This window comes from Streptomyces sp. NPDC057438, from assembly GCF_042802995.1.
In the GTDB taxonomy this organism is placed as follows: Bacteria; Actinomycetota; Actinomycetes; order Streptomycetales; family Streptomycetaceae; genus Streptomyces.
Map to the genome: position 1 here is coordinate 149,953 of NZ_JBHVDD010000003.1, position 18,313 is coordinate 168,265.

Genomic DNA, 18,313 nt, shown 5'->3' on the forward strand with positions numbered 1-18,313 from the left:
TACCGTGCGGGAGCCCGGCGTCAAGAACCGGGCAGGCCGTCGTCCGTCATCCGCTCATCTCCGCTGCCGGCAGTCGCGTCACTCGGAGCCGCGCGCGCTGCGGCCGACTGTGCCCTCGTCAGCGCCGCGTCGAGCGCTTTGTGGACCTCGTCGGACATGTGCCGGGTGAGCGCCCAGTCGACGACGAGACCGGCGATCTCGCGCAGTTTGATGTTGGTGTGCTGGGAGACGTCCCTGAGAACGTCGAAACCCTGCTGCGGACGCAGTCCACCGAGAGCGATGATCACCCCGATCGCCTGATCGATCACGGCATGCGACGTGATGGCCGTTTGCAGGTGGTCGTTGTCCCGCTGCAGGTTGCTGATCCTGGTGGCGGAATCATCCGGCTCCTGCGGATGGCGCACTTCAGCCGGCTCGGGACGGCTGCTGTGCGGGACCTCCATCGTTATCACGCTCCCCTGGCGGCTTCGGTCCCCGTCCGAACGGCACCCTCCGGGACAGAGGCACGGACGACAACACCACTCTTACCCACAAACCCCGCCTGCTCGCATCTCCCGGTCACCCCTCTCCGCGCCGCCCCCGAGGCAGGAGTAGCCTCGCTGGTACGCGGAGGTCGGTTCCCGGGAGCCCATCAGCGCGAGGCTCCCTCCGTTCGGCAGTTGAGCTGAGGGAGCCATTTCGTGCGCCGGGCGCGTCGGGCGGAGCCCTGCGCAAGGGGCGGCTCCTGATCCGCCCCCCGGCGGCGCGCCAACTCGGCTTCTCCGTGTTGCACTTCGGTGGTGGAGCCCCACCAGGAGCGCGTCGGCGGGTCTCCGGGAAGCAGGGCGCCCACGTCGACGGGTACGCTCGGTGTCCGTGCGGGCGGAATAGGACGTTGACCTCACGCGCCGTCGGACTCCGCCTTCTCCACTCCCCGTTCGGCGGCGGATGCCGCCCCCGCCACGGTCCATGCCGCCATGGCCCACAGGGAGAGCGCGGAGGCGAGGCCCACGACCAGCCGCACCGTCTCGTCCGGACCGTCCGCGAGCCAGACGATCGTGCCCGCGGCCCCGGAAGCGACCAACAGGGCCGCGGGTACGCGGAGTCGGGGCTGCCCGAACACCACCGCCAGCGGCAGGAAGTGGAGCCCGACGATCACGGCGACCAGCGGAGGAATGAGCACCGGCGTCCCGGCCTGACCGCAGACCAAGGCGACGGCGACGATCAGCAGCCACTGCAGCCCGTTGATCTGGTTGAAGCGCCGACGCCGCCCTGCGGGGAACGGCCCTCCTGCCGACGCCGGAAGGAAGCGCCGTGCGGCGAACATCAGCCCCACCGCGACGACACAGCCGACGACGACCAGAACCGGCCGCACCACCCCCGCGAACGCGCTCGATCCGAGCAGCCACCAGCCGAGCCCGAACAACGCGAGAAAACCCACCCCTGACTTGAACATGATCAAAACCCTAGACGGGAGCGTCCGGGGCGTCCAAGGTTTCCCGGCACGGCTTCGGGACCGCACCCCCGCCCGCGTGGCGTCGGGAGAGAACCCTTCCACCTCTGATCGTGGCCGGTGCTCCGTCCTTCGGGGCGGGGGTGAAGGCCGTCCTTGGCCCGGAGGCGGGCAGCGCCGGAGTGCTCGGTGTTTCCGGGGTGACGGTCAGACGGGACGCTGCTGGTTCTCGATGTACTGCTTGACAACGGTCAGGGGTGCCCCGCCGCACGATCCGGCGAAGTAGGAACCGGACCAGAAGTGTCCGCCCCACAGGTACCGGCGGACGTGGCTGTCGTACTGCGCTCGTCCCTGCTGCCGGAAGGACAGTCGTCAGGCGCGCGCAGCGCGTCAAGCCCGCTACCGCGAGGTAAGCAGGAATCTCCCGGCTCCAGCCGGGAGAGCACTTCAATGTGTGCTCAGATGTGTGCCCATCGAGTGACACCCGGTTCCAAGGAACGCCATGCCTCCCAGCCCCACCCCGGCGCAGTCACCGGGAACCAGCCGCAGTACCTCGGCGACGATTCCGCCGAACATCCTGCGCTGCCTCACCCCGGTCACCGACGGGTACGGGGTCGATCTGCGGCCCGAGCTGGTCCGGGTCGGGCTGGACGAGGAGATGATGCGTTCGGCGGCGCTGCGGGTCTCCTACCGGCAGGGCAGTGCCGTCATCCGGCGTGCGCTGGAACTCACCGGTGACGCTCATCTGGGGCTGCGGGTCGGCGCCGCGCAGCATCTGACGTCGTGGGGGCTGCTGGGGTTCGCCCAGATGGCCGCCGACACGCTGCGGGAGGCCATCGAGACGGGCGTGCGGTTCCAGAACCTGTCCGGGGCGATGGTGGTCTGGTCGGCCGAGGCGGAGGAGGCCGGTTATGTGCTGCGGGCCGAACTGCCCGATCCCGCCCTCGATCCGCCCGTCGCCGTCTTCCTGGCCGAGGAGGCCTTCGCCAGTGTCGTCGCCCTCACGCGGCTGAGCTCCGGAGCGGAATTCGCCCCGCGGAGTGTGGAGTTCGCCTTCCCTGCCCCGCCCGACACCGGTCCCTTCACCGCGCTGTTCCGCTGTCCGCTGCGTTTTGGCGCGGCGGGGAACCGGCTGGTGTTCCCCTCTGCCTGGGCCGCGCGGCCGATGCCGGGCCGCGACCGGGCCACCTACACGGCCGTCGTGGAACTCCTGGGCGAGCAGGTGGCGGCGCGGCGCGATCAGCAGGACCTGCTGGAGGTGCTGGAGATCTCGATCGCGCAGAGCCTGCCCGACGTGCCGTCCTTCGTCGAGCAGGCCCGGCGCCACGCCTCCAGCGAGCGCACGCTGCGCCGTCGGCTTGCCGAGTGCGGCACGACGTACGAGGCGGTCGTCGACGGGGTGCGCCGCGAGAGGGTGGAGCAGTTGCTGCGCCGCCCCGAACTCACCTTGCGGGACGTCGCCCGGCGGGCCGGGTTCTCCGACGTGCGCGCGCTGCGGCGGGCGGTGCACCGCTGGCACGGAGTGACCCCGGCCCGGCTGCGCGAGGCGTCGCAGCGATAGGGCCCTGGCGCTTCAGCGTGTGAGGCATCGCGGCGACAGGGCCCTGGCCCCTCAGCGTGTGCGGATCCAGACGGTCTTCTCCCTGGTCCACTGCGCGAACGCGTCGGTGGACTTCTCCGCGCCGCCGAACCCGGACTGTTTCCAGCCGCCGAAGGGCGTGGTGATGTCACCTTCGCTGTAGGCGTTGACGGAGACCACCCCGGCCTCGATCCGCCGCGCGAGCCGGAACGCGGCGTCGAGGTCGCGGGTCCACACGGAGGCGGCGAGCCCGTACTCGGTGGCATTGGCGAGCCCCGCCGCCTCGTCCTCGGTGGAGAAGGTCTGGACGGTGACGACGGGCCCGAACAGTTCCTCGGTGAGCACGGCACTGCCCGCCGGGGCCCGGCTGACCACGGTCGGCGGAAAGTAGGCGCCGTGCGGCGGCAGACCGTGCGGCAGGCCGCCGGTGTGGATGCGGGCTCCGGCGGACCGGGCCGCGTCCACCGCCGCCGCGACCCGGTCGAGCGCGGCCCGGCTGATGAGCGGCCCCACCTGGGTGCGGGCGTCGGCGGGGTCGCCGATGGTGAGGCTCCGCGCGGCGGCGGTGAACCGGTCCAGCACCTCCTCGGCGATGCTGTGGTGGACCAGGACGCGGGAGCCGGCGGTGCAGTTCTGCCCCATGGTCAGGAACGCGGCCTCGATCATGTGGTCGAACAGTTCGTCGCCGTAGTCGAGCGCGTCGGGCAGGAGAATCTGGGGGCTCTTGCCGCCCATCTCCAGGGAGACCCGCTTGAAGTTGGTCTCCGCCGCGTCGGCCAGGACGCGGCGTCCGGTGGCGGTGGAGCCGGTGAAGGACAGGGCGCGCACCAGCGGGTCGCGGGCGAGCGCCCTGCCGGTGACGGAGCCGTGGCCGGTCAGCACGGTGAGGACGTCGTCGGGCAGGCCGGCCTCGGCCGCCAGGGCGGCCAGGCGCAGGGTGGAGCGCGGTGTGGCCTCGGCGGGTTTGAGCAGGAGGGAGTTGCCCGCGGCGAGCGCGGGGCCGACCTTCCAGGCGGCCATGGCCAGCGGGTAGTTCCAGGGCAGGATCGCGGCGGCCACTCCGACCGGTTCCCGGCTCACCAGGCCCAGGCTGCCGGGGCCGGTGGGAGCGACGCGGCCGAAGACCTTGTCGGCGGCCTCGGCGAACCAGCGGATCGACTCGATCGCCGAGGGCACGTCGCCCGTGCGGCACTCGGTGAGGGGTTTGCCCGCGTCCTCGCAGTCCAGGCGGGCCAGGGTTTCGGCGTCGCGTTCCATGAGGTCGGCCAGGCTCAGGAGCACGGCGGCCCGCTCGCGCGGGGACCGGCCGGACCAGACACCGCTCGCGAACACCTGGTGCGCCCGCTCGGCCGCGAGCACGACGTCCTGCTCGCTCGCCGCCGGCACGGTCGTGATGCGTTCGCCCGTCGTGGGACTGACGATGTCGAGGCCGGCCTCGACGCCGGTGGTCCGCGGGCCGCTCACGCTTCCTCCACCAGTTCCCAGCGGCCGCCGGCGACCTGGCGGGCCAGCCCTCTGCGGCGCAGGTCCTCCAGATACCGGGCCATGCCCCGCTCGCCCCGCTTGCGGAACAGCGGGAAGATCCGGGGCAGCAGGTTGGGCGCCAGCATCGCGAACCGGACCAGCCAGGACTCGCCCGTTCTGACGTAGGACTCCAGGCGGGGCTTGTCCAGCAGGCTCACGACCGCCCTGACGACATCGGCGGGCTGCTGGGGCGTGTCCTGGAACTGCAGGGAGTTCCCGCCGTCGACGGCCTCCTGCCGGAGCATCCGCGTGTCGGTCGCCGACGGAAGCACCGAACCGGCCTGGATGCCTTTGCCCCGCAGGTCGAGCCCGATGGCGAGCATCGCGCCGCGCAGCCCGAACTTGGAGGCGGTGTAGATCGGTGTCTCGCCCAGCGGGAAGATCCCGCCCAGGGAGACGGTGGTGACCACCCGGGGGTCGGCTGAGGCCCGCAGCAGCGGGACGGCGAGCCGGGTCGTGACCAGCGGGGCGACCAGGTTGACGTCGATCTCCCGCTCGATGCTCTCGACACTGCGCACGTCGAACCGTTCGGCACTGGTCATGCCCAGGTTGTTCACGAGGACGTCGACCCGGCCGTGGGTGGCCGCGACGCCGTCGAACAGGCGCCGTACGGCGGCGGCGTCCAGCAGGTCGCAACCCAGCCCGGCGTGGCCGGTCCCGGGCAGCTCGGCGGCGGTCCGCTCGGCCCGCGCCCGGTCGATGTCGACGACGAGGAGGCTCGCGCCGCCCGCGGCGAAGCGGTGGCACAGGGCGCTGCCGATGCCGCCGGCCCCGCCCGTCACGAGGATGACCTTGTCGTGGAAGTCGTACGTCATGCCGCCACCGCTTCCTGCCGGTCGGAGGCGGCCCGGGGCGGACGGCCCGCGGTGCGCCAGCCCATGTCCCCGGCCACCTTGCCGAGGTACTTCACGAAGGCCTCGCTGTGGACGTAGCCGGTGTGGCGGGGCGAGTCGACGAACCGCAGTCCGCCGGACAGGTCCGGCCGGTCTCCGCGGATGCTGCGGGCGAAGCGCTCGGCGGTCGGCAGTCCGGCCCGGGCGTCCCGGATGAAGGAGGCGATCAGCTGGGCCTGGCTGTCGAACAGCTGGTAGGCCCCGGAGTTGGTCTCGACGAAGCCGACGCCGAACAGGCCCTCGTGCTCGCGGGAGAAGGAGGACAGGTAGAGGTCGGGGTGCTGCTCGTCGCCGAAGTACGTCTGCGCGACCGGGACCTTGTGGACGTATCCCGTGGCCAGCAGGATCAGGTCGAACTCGTCGCTGGTGCCGTCGGTGAAGCGGACCGTGCGGCCTTCGGTGCGCGCGATGCCCGGCCGGGCCGTGATGTCCCCGTGCTGGAGGTGGTGGATCAGCAGCGAGTTGAGGGCCGGGTGCGTCTCGAACAGTTTGTGGTCCGGCCTCTGCAGACCGAGCCTGCGCGGGTCGCCGTTGAGCAGTCGCAGCAGGCCGCCGAACAGCTTCTGCTGCAGCCACATCGGGAGGTGGGGTCCGCCGGCGGCGATGGTGTCCACCGGCCTGCCGAACAGGTGCTTGGGGATGAACCAGTAGCCGCGGCGCATGCTGATCGCCGCGTGGTCGGCGGAGCGCGCCGCGTCGCAGGCGATGTCCAGTCCGGAGTTGCCGGCGCCGACCACCAGCACCCGCTTGCCCCGCAGTTCGGCGCTGCTGCGGTAGGTGACCGTGTGCCGGATCTCGCCGCTGAAGTCGCCGGGCAGCTCGGGGACGTTGGGGTGCCACTGCGCGCCCGTGCACACGACGACCTGCCGGTGCGTACTGGCGCGGCCGTCGGCCCGGGTGACGGTCCAGCCGCCGTCCGGGTTCTTGTCGACGCCGCGGACCTCGGTGCCGAACTCGATCCGGTCACGGAGTCCGTAGGCCTCGGCGAACGACGTCAGGTACGACAGGATCTGCCGGTGCGGCGGGTAGTCGGCGAAGTGGTCCGGCATCGGAAAGCCGCCGAAGCCGGACAGGGTCTTGCTGGAGATGAAGTGGGCCGACTCGTACATCGGGCTGCCCGGGTTGTCGATGTCCCACAGGCCGCCGGGGCCCGTATGGCGCTCGATGTGCGTGTACGGGAGGTCCCGCTCGGCCAGTGCCCTCGCGACCGCCAGTCCCGCGGGTCCCGCACCGATCACGCATGTGTCGTCCTGGTCCTCATTCACCGCTTCGCTCCCTTCTCCGATGCTCCTGGAGTGGGAACCTACGCAGCGCACGGCGGCCGGGAACTGACCGTTGCGGCCACGGAGGGGACCACAGCGGCCACGGGCGGGCCGCTGCCGCCCGCGGGCGCGGGAGGTCAGGTGCCGGCGTGGCGCCGCAGCAGGGAACGGACGCTGTGCGGCTGTACCTCCAGCAGGACGATCGTGGTGTTGGAGCGGACGACACCGGGCGCTTCGAGCACCAGGTTCGTGATGCGGTGCAGGTCCTCGGTGTCGCGGGCGACGACCCGGGCGAGCAGGTCGCCGTCACCGGTCGTGACGAGCAGCTCGACCACCTCGGGGATGCGGAGGATCGCCTCTCTGGTGGGCGCGCCCACCCGCTGGCTGATCGACATCGTGATCAGCGCCAGCAGCGGATAGCCGAGAGCCGCGGGGTCCACGCGCCTGCTGGGCTCCTTCAGCAGGCCGCTTTCCTCGAGCCGCTTGAGGCGGGCGTGCACGGTGTTGCGCGCCAGACCGAGCCGGTCGGCCAGGGCCAGCGTCGTGGCCCGTGGATCCGCGTCGAGCGCGAGGAGGATCCGGGCGTCGAGAGCGTCGAGCGTGTCGGCGGGTCGCATGATGCCCATCGTCGCACACGGCTGGCAGATCAGATTGAGCATTCTGCGCAATATTTATGCCACATATTGCGCAGTAAGAAGCCTGTTTCTAGGTTCTCGCCATGCAAAAAGCTCAGAGTGAAAGCAGCCCGACACACGCGGCGCCCCTGGTCGACAACCGGCTGTGGGGCGATGAGGACGAGGTCGTGGCGACCGCCATGGGCTACGCGTGGCGGCGCATCATGCAGGCTCCCGATCCGGTGGCGAGCGCCCGCCCCGCCAGGGACCTAGCCGTCGCGGCCGGCGCGGCCATCACCCCCCGGGGCATGGGCGGATCCGCGGTGCTCAGACTGTTCGACCAGGTCCTGGCACCCGCCACCCGCGCCCAGAACGGGCCGACGAACCTCGCGTACATCCCGGCGGCGCCCACGCGTGCCGCCCTCGCCTTCGAGGCGGTCACCGGAGCGGCGAACATCTTCGCGGGAACCTGGGAGTCCGGGGCCGGCGCCATCCACGCCGAGAACGAGGCGCTGCACTGGCTCACCCGGCTCCTCGGATGGCCCGGCACCGCGGCAGGATGCTTCGTCAGCGGGGGCACCCTGGGCAATCTCTCGGCCCTCATCACCGCCCGAGCCGCCGCCCTGGCCGCGCAGGGCCGGCCGACGGACGGCTGGAAGATCGTGTGCGCCGACAGCGCCCACTCCTCCGTCGCGTCCGCCGCCCGCGCGATGGACGTGGAGATCGTCACCGCGCCCGTGGACGGGCGGGGTCGCCTCACCGGATCCGCCGTGAACGCGGTTCTGGAGTCCGCCACCGGTGTCTTCGCCGTGGTGGCGACGGCGGGGACCACCAACGCCGGACTGATCGACGACCTCGACGGCATCGCCGACGCCTGCGAACGCCACCAGGTGTGGCTCCACGTGGACGGCGCCTACGGCGGAGCCGGCCTGGCGGCGCCCAGCGTGCGGCATCTCTACACCGGCGTCGAGCGGGCCGACAGTTTCATCGTCGATCCGCACAAGTGGCTGTTCGCGCCCTACGACTGCTGCGCACTGCTCTACCGGGACCCGGCCACGGCTCGCGCCGCGCACAGTCAGTCGGCGAGCTATCTGGACGCCATCGACCGCGATGCCCACAACCCGGCGGACCTGGCCCTGCACCTGAGCCGCCGGGCCCGTGGTCTGCCGTTCTGGTTCAGCCTGGCCGTCCACGGCACCGACCGGTACACGCACGCCGTGGAGCGGACGCTCACCACCAGCCGTCTGGTCGCCGATGCCGTGCGCGCCGCCGATCACCTGCGGCTGGCCCTCGAGCCCGAGCTGTCCGTCGTCCTCTTCGACCGGCCGGGCTGGAGTCCGAGCGAGTACGCGGCCTGGTCCGCCCGGGCCGCCGAGACGGGCACGATGCTGTGCGTGCCGACGCTGTGGAACGGCGCCACGGTGCTGCGCCTGGCCTTCGTCAACCCGGACACCGACGCCGAGGACGTCATCCGCACGCTCGACACACTTCGCTAGCCGGCCCGCCTCGGCCGCCGGCGCGCTGAGCGCCGGTGTGATGCCGGTCAGATGCAGGATGCGAGGGCCCGGAGTCAGTGCGGGCAGGACCTCGGCCGGGGTGAGGGCCGACCCTGCGGATCCGGCACGGTAGTGGCTGGACCCGGGTGAGCGTGCCGATGCGGGGTTCGGTGATCAGCAGTCCCGTGAGGCGGCCGGTGTCGTCCGTGCTCGCGTGGCCGGTGTCGACGCCCTCGGCGCGCAGGGTGCGCAGGACGAGCGCGCCGAGTTCGTCGGCGCCGACCCGGCCGGCCCAGCTCACCCGGTGTCCGAGCCGGGCGAGGCCGATGGCGACGTTGGACTCGGCGCCCGCGACGGACAGTCCGAGGCTGCCGCCGAGCCGTAGTGCGCCGTGGGCGCGGAAGCCGCCATCGTCTCGCCGAACGCGACGACCTCGGGCCGTTCAGGTCTGCCGGTGCCGTCACGGCGCCTCTCCCCCGGTCACCTCGCGGAACTCGGCCGCGCGGGCGCGCAGTGGCTCCAGGTCGCCACCGTCGGCCGCGTCCCCGACCAGGGGTGAGCCGACGGCGAGGGCGCCCATCGCTGTACGGGGCGGTCGGACTCGGCCGCGGCACCGAAGCCGCCCCCGGGACGACCATCTGGCCCACCCCCGAACTGGCCGCCATGCTGCGCCCCGACGCACCCGCCCTCGCCGACTTCCAGCCCGACGAGCCCTGGCGCCTGGCCGCCACCGGCATCCCGCGCGAACTGTTCTACGCGCACGACCGGGTCGACCCCGACCGCTGGGACCTGTGGCTCTACGAGAACTACGCCGCACACCGGCAGGCCATGCGGGAGACGCCGGCCTCGTGGGTCGACCCCGTCGCCGAGTTCGCCGCCCGCCGCGGCATCCCGGCCGTCCTCGGCGAGGGGGTCGTGGGGTACATCCCGCTGCTGACCCGCTTCGAGGAGGACGCCGTCGGCAATGACATCGCCGCGTTCGTCGTCGACCGCTGCCTCGCCGCGGGCTTCCAGGGCGTCGTCCTGACCTCCGACGCGGCCCCGCACCACCCCGTGTGGCACACCGACCGCGACTGGATGCGACGGGTCAACGCCCGCGTCACCGCACCCTGACGGCGGCGACATCCCGGATCCCCTCTCCCACCCTTGCCCAACCTATCGAGATTCGATAGATTCCCATCGCAACTCGATGGAAGGACAGGTCATGGGAAAGCTGACCGTGGGTGCGCTGCGCGCCGTGCTCGTGGTGGTGCTCGTCGGCACCGTGTTCGTACAGGTGTCGATGGTGTGGACGCTGGTCAGCGGCAACGACCCGGAGGACGGATCGCTCCCGCTGACCCCGCTGCGCGTGATCACGGTCCTGGGCATGGTGGCGGCCCAGGTCGTCCTGGTCTGCGTCTGGCGGCTGGTGACGATGGTGCGCCGCGGCACCGTGTTCTCCCACGCCGCCTTCCGGTACGTGGACGCCGTGATCGGAGCGATCGTGGCCGCTTCGCTGATGTGGTTCGCCGTCACGGCCCTGAACGCGCCGGGCCAGCGGGAGGACCCGGGCGTCACCGTCATCATGGCCGGTGTCGGCGTGGCCATCCTCGGGGTCGCGCTCCTGGTGCTGGTCCTGCGGATGCTGCTCGCCCAGGCCGTCGCGCGCGACGTCGCGGCCACGCGGATGCAGGCCGAGCTGGACGAGGTGATCTGATGCCCATCACCGTCGACATCGACGTGATGCTGGCCAGGCGGAAGATGTCCGTGGGGGAGCTGGCGGACCGCGTGGGGATCACACCGGCCAACCTGGCGGTGCTCAAGAACGGCCGCGCCAAGGCGGTCCGCTTCGCGACGCTCGCCGCGCTGTGCGAGGTGCTCGACTGCCAGCCGGGCGACCTGCTGCGCTGGGAGGCCGAGGACACCGCGGGCGGGTGACGTGGACCGTACGGGCCCGAGGCGCCCGGCCAGAGAGGACGGCCGGGACCCCCGAGGGCGCCGGGCGGGCGGTCCGGACGCGTCGGCGACCCCGCCGCCGCACGGGGGCCTCGCCGGAGCGGCACCGAACCGGGAGCGGAAGAACCGGGCGAAATGGGCCTGGCTGGAGAACCCCCAGCGGTGTGTGATGTCGGCGATCGTGGTCTCTCGGGACCGGTGAGTTCCCGGCGTGCCGCCGCCAGGCGCCGTTCGGTGATGTGCCGTGCCGGAGACCTGCCGATGGAAGCGAGAACCCTCCCCGGCTGCCGTACCGAGACCCCCACCGCCCCCGCCACCTCCGCGCTCCGAGACCGGGGTCGCGCAGATGCCGGTCGATGCAGTCCTCCGCCGGAAGGAGCGGCGGGCGTCGGGGACCGGCCGCCCTCCCGTGCGCCCGTCGGCGAGCCGGCCGGGCACATCGAGCACGGTCTCCTCGGCGTCGGCGGGCACGTCCGGTCCGCCCGGGGCCGCGGCCACCCCGGCGAGCAGCGAGCTCAGCGCGGCCACGAGTGCTCCTTCGCGCGCCGCGTGCCGCCGACCGAACAGCATCGGGCCGGACAGCCCGGGTGCCCTCGGACACGCGCCGAGGCCGAAGGCGCCCCGCCGTGGGCGTTTGGCCGCCGGGCTGAGGGCTACTTGCCGTAGTGACACCGAGGTCAGACCTGTCAGGGAGTGATGAACGGTGGCACGAGAGCAGAAGGCCAAGGCGAAGAAGGAAACGATCAAGGGCAAGGCCAAGGAAGCGGCGGGCCGCGCCCTGGGCAACGAGCAGATGGAGACCGAAGGCCGCGGCGGCCAGGCGAAGGGCGATGCCCGCCAGGCCAAGGAGAAGACGAAGGACGTCTTCCGGCACTGACGAACCACACCCTGGACGGACCCCGGCGAGCCGCGGGGGTCCGTCCCTCTCTGCGCGGCCGTACGGTCTCGCACGGGTCCTCGGGCGTCAGTGGCAGCCCGCCCGCGCCGTGGCCGGCGCAGGCGCCGCGGTCGCGCCCTGTCAGGTGGCCGTGGGCCAGGTCCGCAGCAGGTCGGCGATCTTGCCGGCCGTACAGGTGGGGTCGAGGAGCAGGTCCTTGAGGGCGACGGCGTCCTCGCGCGCGGGCTTGACCGTTATCCCCGCGGCTTCGAGGTACATGACGCCGGTGGCGGCGGCGACGGCCATGTTGGACCGCTCCAGCCAGCGGCACCGTCCGAGGGTGTGCACCAGGGCGGCGGCCTTGGCGTAGCGGCCGTCGTAGACGGGCTGCTCGAACAGCTCGGCACGGTGGCGGGCGACGGCCGAGATCGGGACGCCGTAGTCGTCGGGCGCCGGATCGTTCGCCCCGGCGGCCTCGGCGACCTGCAGGATCCAGGGAACGTCGATATGCAGCTCCATCAGGCGGCGCGCGCTCCCCGAGGTGCCTGCTCCGCTTCCTCGGCCTCGTCGAAGACCGCCTGGTGCTCGGCCAGGAAGCGGGCGGCCGCCTCCACCCCACGGGCGCGCAGGCCACTGGCGTCCTCGTGCACCAGCCGGGCCAGATAGTCCCCGATGCTCAGTCCCAGGTCGGCGGCACGCCGCTTGGCGAGGTCCGCCACATCCTCGTCCACCCGCGCGCCCAGCTGCTTCTTCGCCATGACGGCATGGTAACAGCTGTTACCGCAGAGCGGACAGCGGGGAGCGCCGGGCATCCGGCGCGGGCAGGGCGCCTTCGGTACCGGCGGCCGGCAGCGGCAAAGCTTCATCATGAAGGCCTTGCCGGTGCCGCGTTGCAAGATGCTCACGCCGACGGAGAAGGTGGAGTCCTCCTCCGAGGGCATCGCGGTCCTCGCCCAGCCCGGCATGGACGGCACGTACACCTCCGGTTCGACCTGCAACGCCTACTACGGTTTCGACGCCACGACGGGCGCGTACACGGAGTTCACGGCCGGCACGAACCAATCGTTCTTCCTGTTCGACAAGCCCATGACGATGCCGGAGTACGCCAGTGCCAAGCAGTTGGGGCCGACGTCGGTGAAGGACCTCGAGAAGCGGTCCTGAGCGGTCGGGTGGAGATACTCGGCGCGGCTCCCGCACGGTCACCGGCCCGTGCGGGCGCCGCTTCGCCGTGCCATGCTGTGACCGATTCCGGAGGGGGAGATGCGATGACCGACACACCGCTGACGCACAAGCAGTCGCTCGCCGCGGTGATTCGGGCGCTGGGGGGCACGTGGGACACGCGACGTGCCGTGCTGGCCCTGCGGGTGGCCGGACACGAGCCGAAGGACCGGGAGGCGGCGGAGAAGGCGGCCCGCACTCAGCTCCGCGCCCTGGCCGAGGACGGGGTCATCGTCAGGCCGGACCCGGGCGAGGCCGTCTACCGGCTGCCGTGACCGCCATGGTGTGCGCCGCCGGGCCCGAGCCCGCCCGGGATGCCCAACCCCCCGCGAGGTAAAGGGTGTCATGGGAGGGGTGGGGCGACGACGGGTCGGAGCACCGTCAGTCGCTCCTCCCGGCCGGCCATCATCGCGAAGGAGAACCGGTCGACGTCCAGACAGAGATCGACGTCGTCCGGGTGCCAGCCGCTCCGCAGACCGGCGGCGAGGTCGGCCGCGGCACGGGAGTTCCTCGCGCGGCGTAGGTAGGGATCCGGCGCGACGTCGTCTTCGACCATCCGCCGGCCGATGTATTCGGCACAGGCCAGGTCCTCGTCGGCCCGGCCGTCCTCTCCGGTGACGACGAACGTCACCGGGCCCATGTCCTTGTCCCGCAGGAACCGCGCGGTCGGCCCGGCCACGACGAAACTCGCGCACAGGACCAGCGGTGCGTTCGCGACGGCCAGCGCGCCCACGGTTCCCGCCGTCGTCTTCTGCACCAGCGTGCGCCCGGTGAAGTCCCGTGTCCTGAGCAGGCCGGGCGAGTTCACCGCGTCGAAGCCCGCCGCCGGTGCCCCGTCCTTCAACGCCAGCCAGCCCGGGTGGCGTTGCTTCAGGGCGAGTGCCTCGTTCTCGGTCGGGGCCAGGACGACTTTCTCGACGCCGCGCGAGAAGGCCCAGGCGGCCACGGTGAAGGCGCGCATGACGTCGATGACGACCGCGACGCGCGGAACGCCGCTCAACTCCGGGATGCCTACGAAGTGATGATCCATCGCACCATTCTGAGGGCCGCCGGACGACGGCCCTAACGCCACGGATCCGTGATCTCCCGCAGCAGAAGCAGGGCCTCCCGGAGCTGCTTCGTCCGCCGCTTGCCGAGGTGCTCCTCCCACTCCCTCTCCACCTCGGCGACCACCGCGTCGGCGACCTCCTTGGCCGCCCTCGCCTTGGCCGCACCGCACACCAGCCTGGCCCGCCTGTCGGTCGGATCGGCGACCCGGGTGACATAGCCCGCCTTCTCCAGCTGATCGACGAGGAAGCCCGCCGTCTGTTTGGTGATCTGGGCCTGTTCCGCGAGTTCGGTGAGGCGGGTGCCGTGGGGGCCGATGCGTTGCATGACCCGCGCCTGGGCGGGCGTGAAGTCGTCGAACCCGGCCTCGGCGAGCGCGGCGAAGACCCGGTTCTCCAGAGCCCTGTACGGCAGGAACAGCAGAACGCCCGTGTTGGGTTCGTCGGCCCTCACCATGACCGGCCCACCTCCCTCGGTCTCGTCGACACCCACGCTCCCCCTCCTTGACATTGGTCAGACACACTGACTACTTTAGTCAGAGAATCTTACCACTTGAGTGGGTGATCACCGTGGGTGCAGCACTGAAGACCGACGAGCTCTGGCGGATCGTCGACCAGGAACGGACGAGCCTGGCCGATCTGCTGGAGGGCCTGAGCCCCACGGAGTGGGAGACACGCACCGGGTGCGGGGACTGGCGCGTGCGGGACGTGGCCGCGCATCTGACCATCGCGGCGCGCTTCTCGTACGGACAGGTCGTACGCGAGATGATCCGGGCCCGCGGCAACTGGAACCGTCTCATCCACGATTCGGCCGTGCGCGAGGGATCGCTGCCCGTGGCCGAGATCGTCGCCAACCTCCGCTCGATCGTCGGGTCCCGCCGCCTGGCGCCCACCACGTCTCCTCGGGAGCCGCTGATCGACCTCCTCGTCCACGGCCAGGACATCGCGCTCGCGCTCGGCCGGACCCGTCCAATGCCCCTGGCCGCCGCCCGTGACGCCGCCGACCGTGTGTGGACCATGCGGATGCCGCCCCGTCCCTGGCCCCTGCCGAGGGCCCGGCTCGTCGCCACCGACATCGAGTGGACGCGCGGGAGCGGCGAGGAGGTCCGCGGTCCGATCGCGGCCCAGCTCCTGCTGCTCACCGGCCGCCCGGAGGCGGCCGGCGCATGGGCCGAGCGCGCCGGGGAGCCGTGGCAGGGGGTCACGGCCCGGTGATCGGCGCCGTCGCCGCCTCACGTGCCAGGCGGCCTGACGTGCGACACCCCCCACCCGCCCTGGACCTACCGGAACCTAGGCGGCTCCCTCCGCGCGAGCGATCCTCCTCGGAGCGGTACGACGGGTGGACTCGCCCGCGGCAGTGGCGACGGCCGACTGGTGCCGCCACAGCCACAGGGAGGTCACGGAGAGGAGCCCGGTGAAGACCACCAACAGGAGCACGGACACCCACATGGGCCGGCTGCCGGGATGCTGCCACCCCTCCCAGGCGGCCAAGGCCGCCCACACGGAGACGGCCGTCGCGTAGAACGCGCGGATCCGGCGCAGCTGTCGCACGGCCCGCGAGGGCAGGAGGTGATCATTCGTCGGTGGCATGCCGCCCGTGTACCCCCGTCCCTCCCGGAATCACCGGCCCCGCACCCGCAAAAAGCCTTGCGCCATCGGCCATCGGCCATCGGCCACGAACGCCCGTACCGTCTGTCCGGACAGGCGTCGGGGTGGCAGCGGGACGCCGTCGCGTCCGCTCCCACCCCGGGGCTCACACTCCGTCAGCGTCTGCGGCCGGACCAGCCACTCCCGATGCCCGCGACGTGCAGGGCCAGGAGCATCAGGCCGAGGAGCATGACGTTCGTGGAGGAGAAGACGTCGTTCGTCGAGATCTCGGCTGCGTCGATCAGGAAGGCGAAGAAGAACAGTACTGCCGCGGCTATACCCAGCATGGAGCGGTTCCTTTCGTACGGGTGACGTCCGTGTGCCCCCGTATCGCCGGGACAGACCTCCGGCCGCCGACGACGCGCAGCCGTCATCCGCCGTGCCGCGCAACGGACTCCGAGGAGCCGGTGGGTGTTCCTGCGGCTCAGGCCGACGCGGTGAGGCGTCGCAGTGCGGCGTGGGCGGGTGGACCCCAGGTGGCCTTGCCCCCGGGGCGGCCGTGGACTCCGGCGTGTCCGATGTGGATGCCGCCGAGGGCACGCAGCACCGCCCAGCCGCGGGCGCGGCGCAGGGTCGCGGCGTCCGGGGCCGGCCGGTAGGCCTGGTGGAAGAGGTCGACGGCACCGTCCGGCAGCAGGGTCCAGGCGGCGGCGAGGTCGCAGGCCGGGTCGCCGGCGAAGAGGTCGCCGAAGTCGATCACACCGCAGAAGGTGCCGTTCCTGGTGAGGATGTTGGCCGCGTGCAGGTCGCCGTGGAGCCAGAGTCCCGGGCCTGTCCACTCGGGTGCGGCCGCGGCGTCCTCCCAGACGGCACGGACGGCGTCCGGGTTCGCGATCAGCCCCAGCTCGGTGGCCGAGGCGAGTCCCCGGGTGAGGTTCTCGGCGGTGCCGGCCAGCGGGCCACCGCGGTCCCGGCCGTCGGGCGCTCCGTCGGGGGCGGGGTGGTGGAGGGCGGTGAGGAAGGCGGCGAGGGCGACGGCGGCGTCCGGGGTGCGGGTGGCGGGGGCGTGGTCGGCGGGATCGCCGGGGACCCAGGTGGTGACGAGCCAGGGGCGCGGAAAACGTTCGGACGGCTCGCCGAGGCGCTGGGGCACCGGTATCGGCAGAGGAAGATTCGGGGCGAGGCCGGGCAGCCACCTGTGTTCCTTGTGGAGCAGCGCGTCCGCGGTCTGTGTCGCCCACGGAAGCCGGACGCCGAGGTCGTCGCCGAGCCGCCACACCTGGTTGTCCCAGCCGAGTGCTCCGAGCTTCAGGGGAAGATCCGCCAGGTCGGGACACTGCTCGCGCAGCAGATCCCGGATCAGGTCCTCGGTGATGTCCGACTCGGTGACTGTCATGAGGAGCAACGGTAGCCGGGTTCGGTCTCCGAGCAGGTGCGGCTCGGGGTGTGCGCGCGGGGAGAATCATGCCAACTGGCCCCGGATCGCGGGGAGGTGAGGTCGCCCTCGCCTCCCCGCGACCCTGGTGCCGTGCCGGTCGCGGACCGGCCCGCCCTCAGTCGCGCTTCGGCATGGGCGCGTCCTCGGCTTCACGCATGCGCTCGGGCGTCCAGTAGTCGCGGAGCCCCTCCGGGTCCTGCCGTACTTCGTTGGCCGTCGTTCCCGGGTCCGGCCGGGACTCGGATTCCGAGGCGGTGGCCGCGGTGCGCCAGGCCGCCACCGCCACGACGGCGGCGACGAGTGCGGCGGCCACTGCCCAGCGGCTCAGGTTGCTGCGACGCATGGAAGGGCTCCTCGTCCACTGTGCGGGGTCGGGTCGGGTGTGCGGTCTGTCAGGTGACGCCGCCCTGGGCGTCGTACATCGCCTTGACCGCGTCATCGAAGTAGGCTGCCTCGTTCCAGCCGGTCGAAGTGACGGTGCTCATCACTCCGTTGACGGATCCGAGACCGTTGGAGTCGTTGAACTCCCGAAGCCACGGCCCACCGCTGGAGCCGCCGCCGAAGTTGCACTGGAGCTCGATGCCTCCATCGGCGGCCGCGCGTGTCGTGCCCGTGCACGCCCACTGGAGTTCCCCGCTGTCGAAGTTCCCGGGGTAGCCCAGGATGGTGATGGGCTGCGTGCGGGAGAAGTTCCAGCTCATTCCGTGTCCGCCGGTGACATTGACGACCTTGTTGCCGTTCAGCGGCCAGGTGGTCACCATCGCGACGTCACGCCTGAGGTCGCTGCTGTTGATCCAGGCGTTGAACGTGCGCATCTGCTTGGCGGCGAACGTGCCGAACGGACGGGCTCCGGAGCGGTAGCGCGGCACATAGACCCAGTTCGTCATCCATGTGCCGCCACTGCCGCCGTGGACGCAGTGCCCGGCCGTGACGACCATCTGCTTCGAACCGCTGTTGAGCGCACTCGCGGAACACGCGTACGTGCCGCCGTTGCTGGGATTGGTGAAGAACACCTTGCCCACCGCGGCGGATTCGTTGATACGCGTGGACGCGGCGCTGGAGCGCGCGGGGGCGGACGGAACGGTGCCGGGCGCCCCGGTGGGCCCGGCCGGCTCGGAGAGGCCCTTCCGCGGGGTGGTGGCCACCTTGTCGAGCGAGATGGCCTTCGCCATCCGTTCCGGTGTCCAGTAACGCGCCAGCGCCGCGGCGTCCTTCGCCGAATCGACCGCGGCCCCGTTGGACAGCCGTGCGGTCCGGTCGACGCTGGTCGTGTCGTTCCCGGCGGCGGCACGGGCGTCGATCCCGGTTCGGGCCTCGGCCAGGGCGGGTGCCGCTTCGGCCGTCCCGGCACCGATCAGGGCGAGGACGGTGGCCGCGGCCAGCGGAAGTATGGAGTGTCTGAGACTGCGCAC

The 18,313-nt window shown here is 71.9% G+C and carries 24 protein-coding genes and 3 pseudogenes; 9 read left to right on the plus strand and 18 right to left on the minus strand.

The window, feature by feature from the left end; translation table 11 throughout:
- Window positions 1-20: 20 nt before the first annotated feature.
- From ACFU5F_RS03720 to ACFU5F_RS03730, 3 genes and pseudogenes are all read right to left on the minus strand, one after another.
- Window positions 21-443, minus strand: a complete 423-nt coding sequence (locus ACFU5F_RS03720; RefSeq protein ID WP_383881404.1) for an ANTAR domain-containing protein — start codon at window positions 441-443, stop codon at window positions 21-23.
- Window positions 444-880: 437 nt separating this feature from the next.
- Window positions 881-1,435, minus strand: a complete 555-nt coding sequence (locus ACFU5F_RS03725) for a hypothetical protein (RefSeq protein WP_383881407.1) — start codon at window positions 1,433-1,435, stop codon at window positions 881-883.
- Between the two features lie 204 nt (window positions 1,436-1,639).
- Window positions 1,640-1,780 (minus strand): annotated as a pseudogene (locus tag ACFU5F_RS03730) (transposase); the annotation flags it as partial.
- 154 nt (window positions 1,781-1,934) lie between these two features.
- On the opposite strand from ACFU5F_RS03730, the gene ACFU5F_RS03735 reads away from it, so the two are divergent.
- Window positions 1,935-2,993 (plus strand): AraC family transcriptional regulator, encoded by a 1,059-nt coding sequence (locus tag ACFU5F_RS03735; RefSeq protein WP_383881410.1) that lies wholly within the window; start codon window positions 1,935-1,937, stop codon window positions 2,991-2,993.
- A gap of 51 nt (window positions 2,994-3,044) precedes the next feature.
- Here ACFU5F_RS03735 and ACFU5F_RS03740 read toward each other — a convergent pair whose 3' ends face one another.
- The 4 genes from ACFU5F_RS03740 to ACFU5F_RS03755 form a co-directional block, all read right to left on the minus strand.
- On the minus strand, window positions 3,045-4,475 hold the full coding sequence (locus ACFU5F_RS03740) for an aldehyde dehydrogenase family protein (RefSeq protein ID WP_383881413.1): 1,431 nt from the start codon (window positions 4,473-4,475) through the stop codon (window positions 3,045-3,047).
- Window positions 4,472-5,350: an SDR family NAD(P)-dependent oxidoreductase gene (locus ACFU5F_RS03745; RefSeq protein ID WP_383881416.1), complete on the minus strand. Its 879-nt coding sequence runs from the start codon at window positions 5,348-5,350 to the stop codon at window positions 4,472-4,474. The genes ACFU5F_RS03740 and ACFU5F_RS03745 overlap by 4 nt, the downstream gene beginning before the upstream one ends.
- A complete protein-coding gene (locus tag ACFU5F_RS03750; RefSeq protein WP_383881419.1) occupies window positions 5,347-6,693 on the minus strand; it encodes a flavin-containing monooxygenase in 1,347 nt (448 codons plus the stop codon). The genes ACFU5F_RS03745 and ACFU5F_RS03750 overlap by 4 nt, the downstream gene beginning before the upstream one ends.
- A gap of 134 nt (window positions 6,694-6,827) precedes the next feature.
- Window positions 6,828-7,307, minus strand: a complete 480-nt coding sequence (locus ACFU5F_RS03755) for an Lrp/AsnC family transcriptional regulator (protein ID WP_383881422.1) — start codon at window positions 7,305-7,307, stop codon at window positions 6,828-6,830.
- Between the two features lie 101 nt (window positions 7,308-7,408).
- Between ACFU5F_RS03755 and ACFU5F_RS03760 the strand changes: the two genes are divergently transcribed.
- A complete protein-coding gene (locus ACFU5F_RS03760) occupies window positions 7,409-8,800 on the plus strand; it encodes a pyridoxal phosphate-dependent decarboxylase family protein (RefSeq protein WP_383881425.1) in 1,392 nt (463 codons plus the stop codon).
- 6 nt (window positions 8,801-8,806) lie between these two features.
- Here ACFU5F_RS03760 and ACFU5F_RS03765 read toward each other — a convergent pair.
- Window positions 8,807-9,211 (minus strand): annotated as a pseudogene (locus tag ACFU5F_RS03765) (PfkB family carbohydrate kinase); the annotation flags it as partial.
- A gap of 49 nt (window positions 9,212-9,260) precedes the next feature.
- Window positions 9,261-9,374: pseudogene (locus ACFU5F_RS03770) on the minus strand (aldolase); the annotation flags it as partial.
- On the opposite strand from ACFU5F_RS03770, the gene ACFU5F_RS03775 reads away from it, so the two are divergent.
- The 4 genes from ACFU5F_RS03775 to ACFU5F_RS03790 all read left to right on the plus strand — a co-directional run bounded on the left by ACFU5F_RS03775 (window position 9,356) and on the right by ACFU5F_RS03790 (window position 11,612).
- Window positions 9,356-9,913, plus strand: a complete 558-nt coding sequence (locus ACFU5F_RS03775) for a hypothetical protein (protein ID WP_383881602.1) — start codon at window positions 9,356-9,358, stop codon at window positions 9,911-9,913. The pseudogene ACFU5F_RS03770 and the gene ACFU5F_RS03775 sit on opposite strands and share 19 nt — an antisense overlap.
- 91 nt (window positions 9,914-10,004) lie before the next feature.
- Complete coding sequence (locus ACFU5F_RS03780; protein WP_383881427.1) at window positions 10,005-10,496, plus strand: DUF2975 domain-containing protein; 492 nt, start codon at window positions 10,005-10,007, stop codon at window positions 10,494-10,496.
- Complete coding sequence (locus tag ACFU5F_RS03785; protein WP_318807719.1) at window positions 10,496-10,717, plus strand: helix-turn-helix transcriptional regulator; 222 nt, start codon at window positions 10,496-10,498, stop codon at window positions 10,715-10,717. The genes ACFU5F_RS03780 and ACFU5F_RS03785 overlap by 1 nt, the downstream gene beginning before the upstream one ends.
- Before the next feature lie 721 nt (window positions 10,718-11,438).
- Window positions 11,439-11,612 carry a CsbD family protein gene (locus ACFU5F_RS03790; RefSeq protein WP_383881431.1) on the plus strand — a complete coding sequence of 58 codons (174 nt, stop codon included), beginning with the start codon at window positions 11,439-11,441 and terminating at the stop codon, window positions 11,610-11,612.
- A gap of 141 nt (window positions 11,613-11,753) precedes the next feature.
- Here ACFU5F_RS03790 and ACFU5F_RS03795 read toward each other — a convergent pair whose 3' ends face one another.
- Window positions 11,754-12,131 (minus strand): fic family toxin-antitoxin system, toxin component, encoded by a 378-nt coding sequence (locus ACFU5F_RS03795; protein WP_383881434.1) that lies wholly within the window; start codon window positions 12,129-12,131, stop codon window positions 11,754-11,756.
- On the minus strand, window positions 12,131-12,370 hold the full coding sequence (locus ACFU5F_RS03800) for a hypothetical protein (protein ID WP_383881437.1): 240 nt from the start codon (window positions 12,368-12,370) through the stop codon (window positions 12,131-12,133). The genes ACFU5F_RS03795 and ACFU5F_RS03800 overlap by 1 nt, the downstream gene beginning before the upstream one ends.
- 118 nt (window positions 12,371-12,488) lie before the next feature.
- Between ACFU5F_RS03800 and ACFU5F_RS03805 the strand changes: the two genes are divergently transcribed.
- Both ACFU5F_RS03805 and ACFU5F_RS03810 read left to right on the plus strand, forming a co-directional pair.
- Window positions 12,489-12,773 carry a hypothetical protein gene (locus tag ACFU5F_RS03805; RefSeq protein WP_383881440.1) on the plus strand — a complete coding sequence of 95 codons (285 nt, stop codon included), beginning with the start codon at window positions 12,489-12,491 and terminating at the stop codon, window positions 12,771-12,773.
- Between the two features lie 104 nt (window positions 12,774-12,877).
- Window positions 12,878-13,105, plus strand: a complete 228-nt coding sequence (locus tag ACFU5F_RS03810) for a hypothetical protein (RefSeq protein ID WP_383881443.1) — start codon at window positions 12,878-12,880, stop codon at window positions 13,103-13,105.
- A 68-nt stretch (window positions 13,106-13,173) separates the two neighbouring features.
- On the opposite strand, the gene ACFU5F_RS03815 is transcribed toward ACFU5F_RS03810, so the two are convergent.
- On the minus strand, window positions 13,174-13,860 hold the full coding sequence (locus tag ACFU5F_RS03815; protein ID WP_383881446.1) for a 2-phosphosulfolactate phosphatase: 687 nt from the start codon (window positions 13,858-13,860) through the stop codon (window positions 13,174-13,176).
- A 32-nt stretch (window positions 13,861-13,892) separates the two neighbouring features.
- Window positions 13,893-14,333 carry a MarR family winged helix-turn-helix transcriptional regulator gene (locus tag ACFU5F_RS03820; protein WP_383881591.1) on the minus strand — a complete coding sequence of 147 codons (441 nt, stop codon included), beginning with the start codon at window positions 14,331-14,333 and terminating at the stop codon, window positions 13,893-13,895.
- Between the two features lie 104 nt (window positions 14,334-14,437).
- Here ACFU5F_RS03820 and ACFU5F_RS03825 point away from each other — a divergent pair, with 104 nt between their 5' ends.
- Window positions 14,438-15,091 (plus strand): maleylpyruvate isomerase family mycothiol-dependent enzyme, encoded by a 654-nt coding sequence (locus tag ACFU5F_RS03825; RefSeq protein ID WP_383881449.1) that lies wholly within the window; start codon window positions 14,438-14,440, stop codon window positions 15,089-15,091.
- 75 nt (window positions 15,092-15,166) lie between these two features.
- Here ACFU5F_RS03825 and ACFU5F_RS03830 read toward each other — a convergent pair whose 3' ends face one another.
- The 5 genes from ACFU5F_RS03830 to ACFU5F_RS03850 all read right to left on the minus strand — a co-directional run bounded on the left by ACFU5F_RS03830 (window position 15,167) and on the right by ACFU5F_RS03850 (window position 18,313).
- Complete coding sequence (locus ACFU5F_RS03830; protein ID WP_383881452.1) at window positions 15,167-15,466, minus strand: hypothetical protein; 300 nt, start codon at window positions 15,464-15,466, stop codon at window positions 15,167-15,169.
- Between the two features lie 173 nt (window positions 15,467-15,639).
- Entirely contained in the window at window positions 15,640-15,810 is a 171-nt protein-coding gene (locus ACFU5F_RS03835) for a hypothetical protein (protein ID WP_383881455.1), read from the minus strand.
- 137 nt (window positions 15,811-15,947) lie between these two features.
- Complete coding sequence (locus ACFU5F_RS03840) at window positions 15,948-16,859, minus strand: aminoglycoside phosphotransferase family protein (protein WP_383881457.1); 912 nt, start codon at window positions 16,857-16,859, stop codon at window positions 15,948-15,950.
- Window positions 16,860-17,016: 157 nt separating this feature from the next.
- Entirely contained in the window at window positions 17,017-17,244 is a 228-nt protein-coding gene (locus ACFU5F_RS03845; RefSeq protein ID WP_383881460.1) for a hypothetical protein, read from the minus strand.
- A gap of 49 nt (window positions 17,245-17,293) precedes the next feature.
- Window positions 17,294-18,313, minus strand: coding sequence for a trypsin-like serine peptidase (locus tag ACFU5F_RS03850; RefSeq protein WP_383881462.1), 1,020 nt, complete (start codon window positions 18,311-18,313; stop codon window positions 17,294-17,296).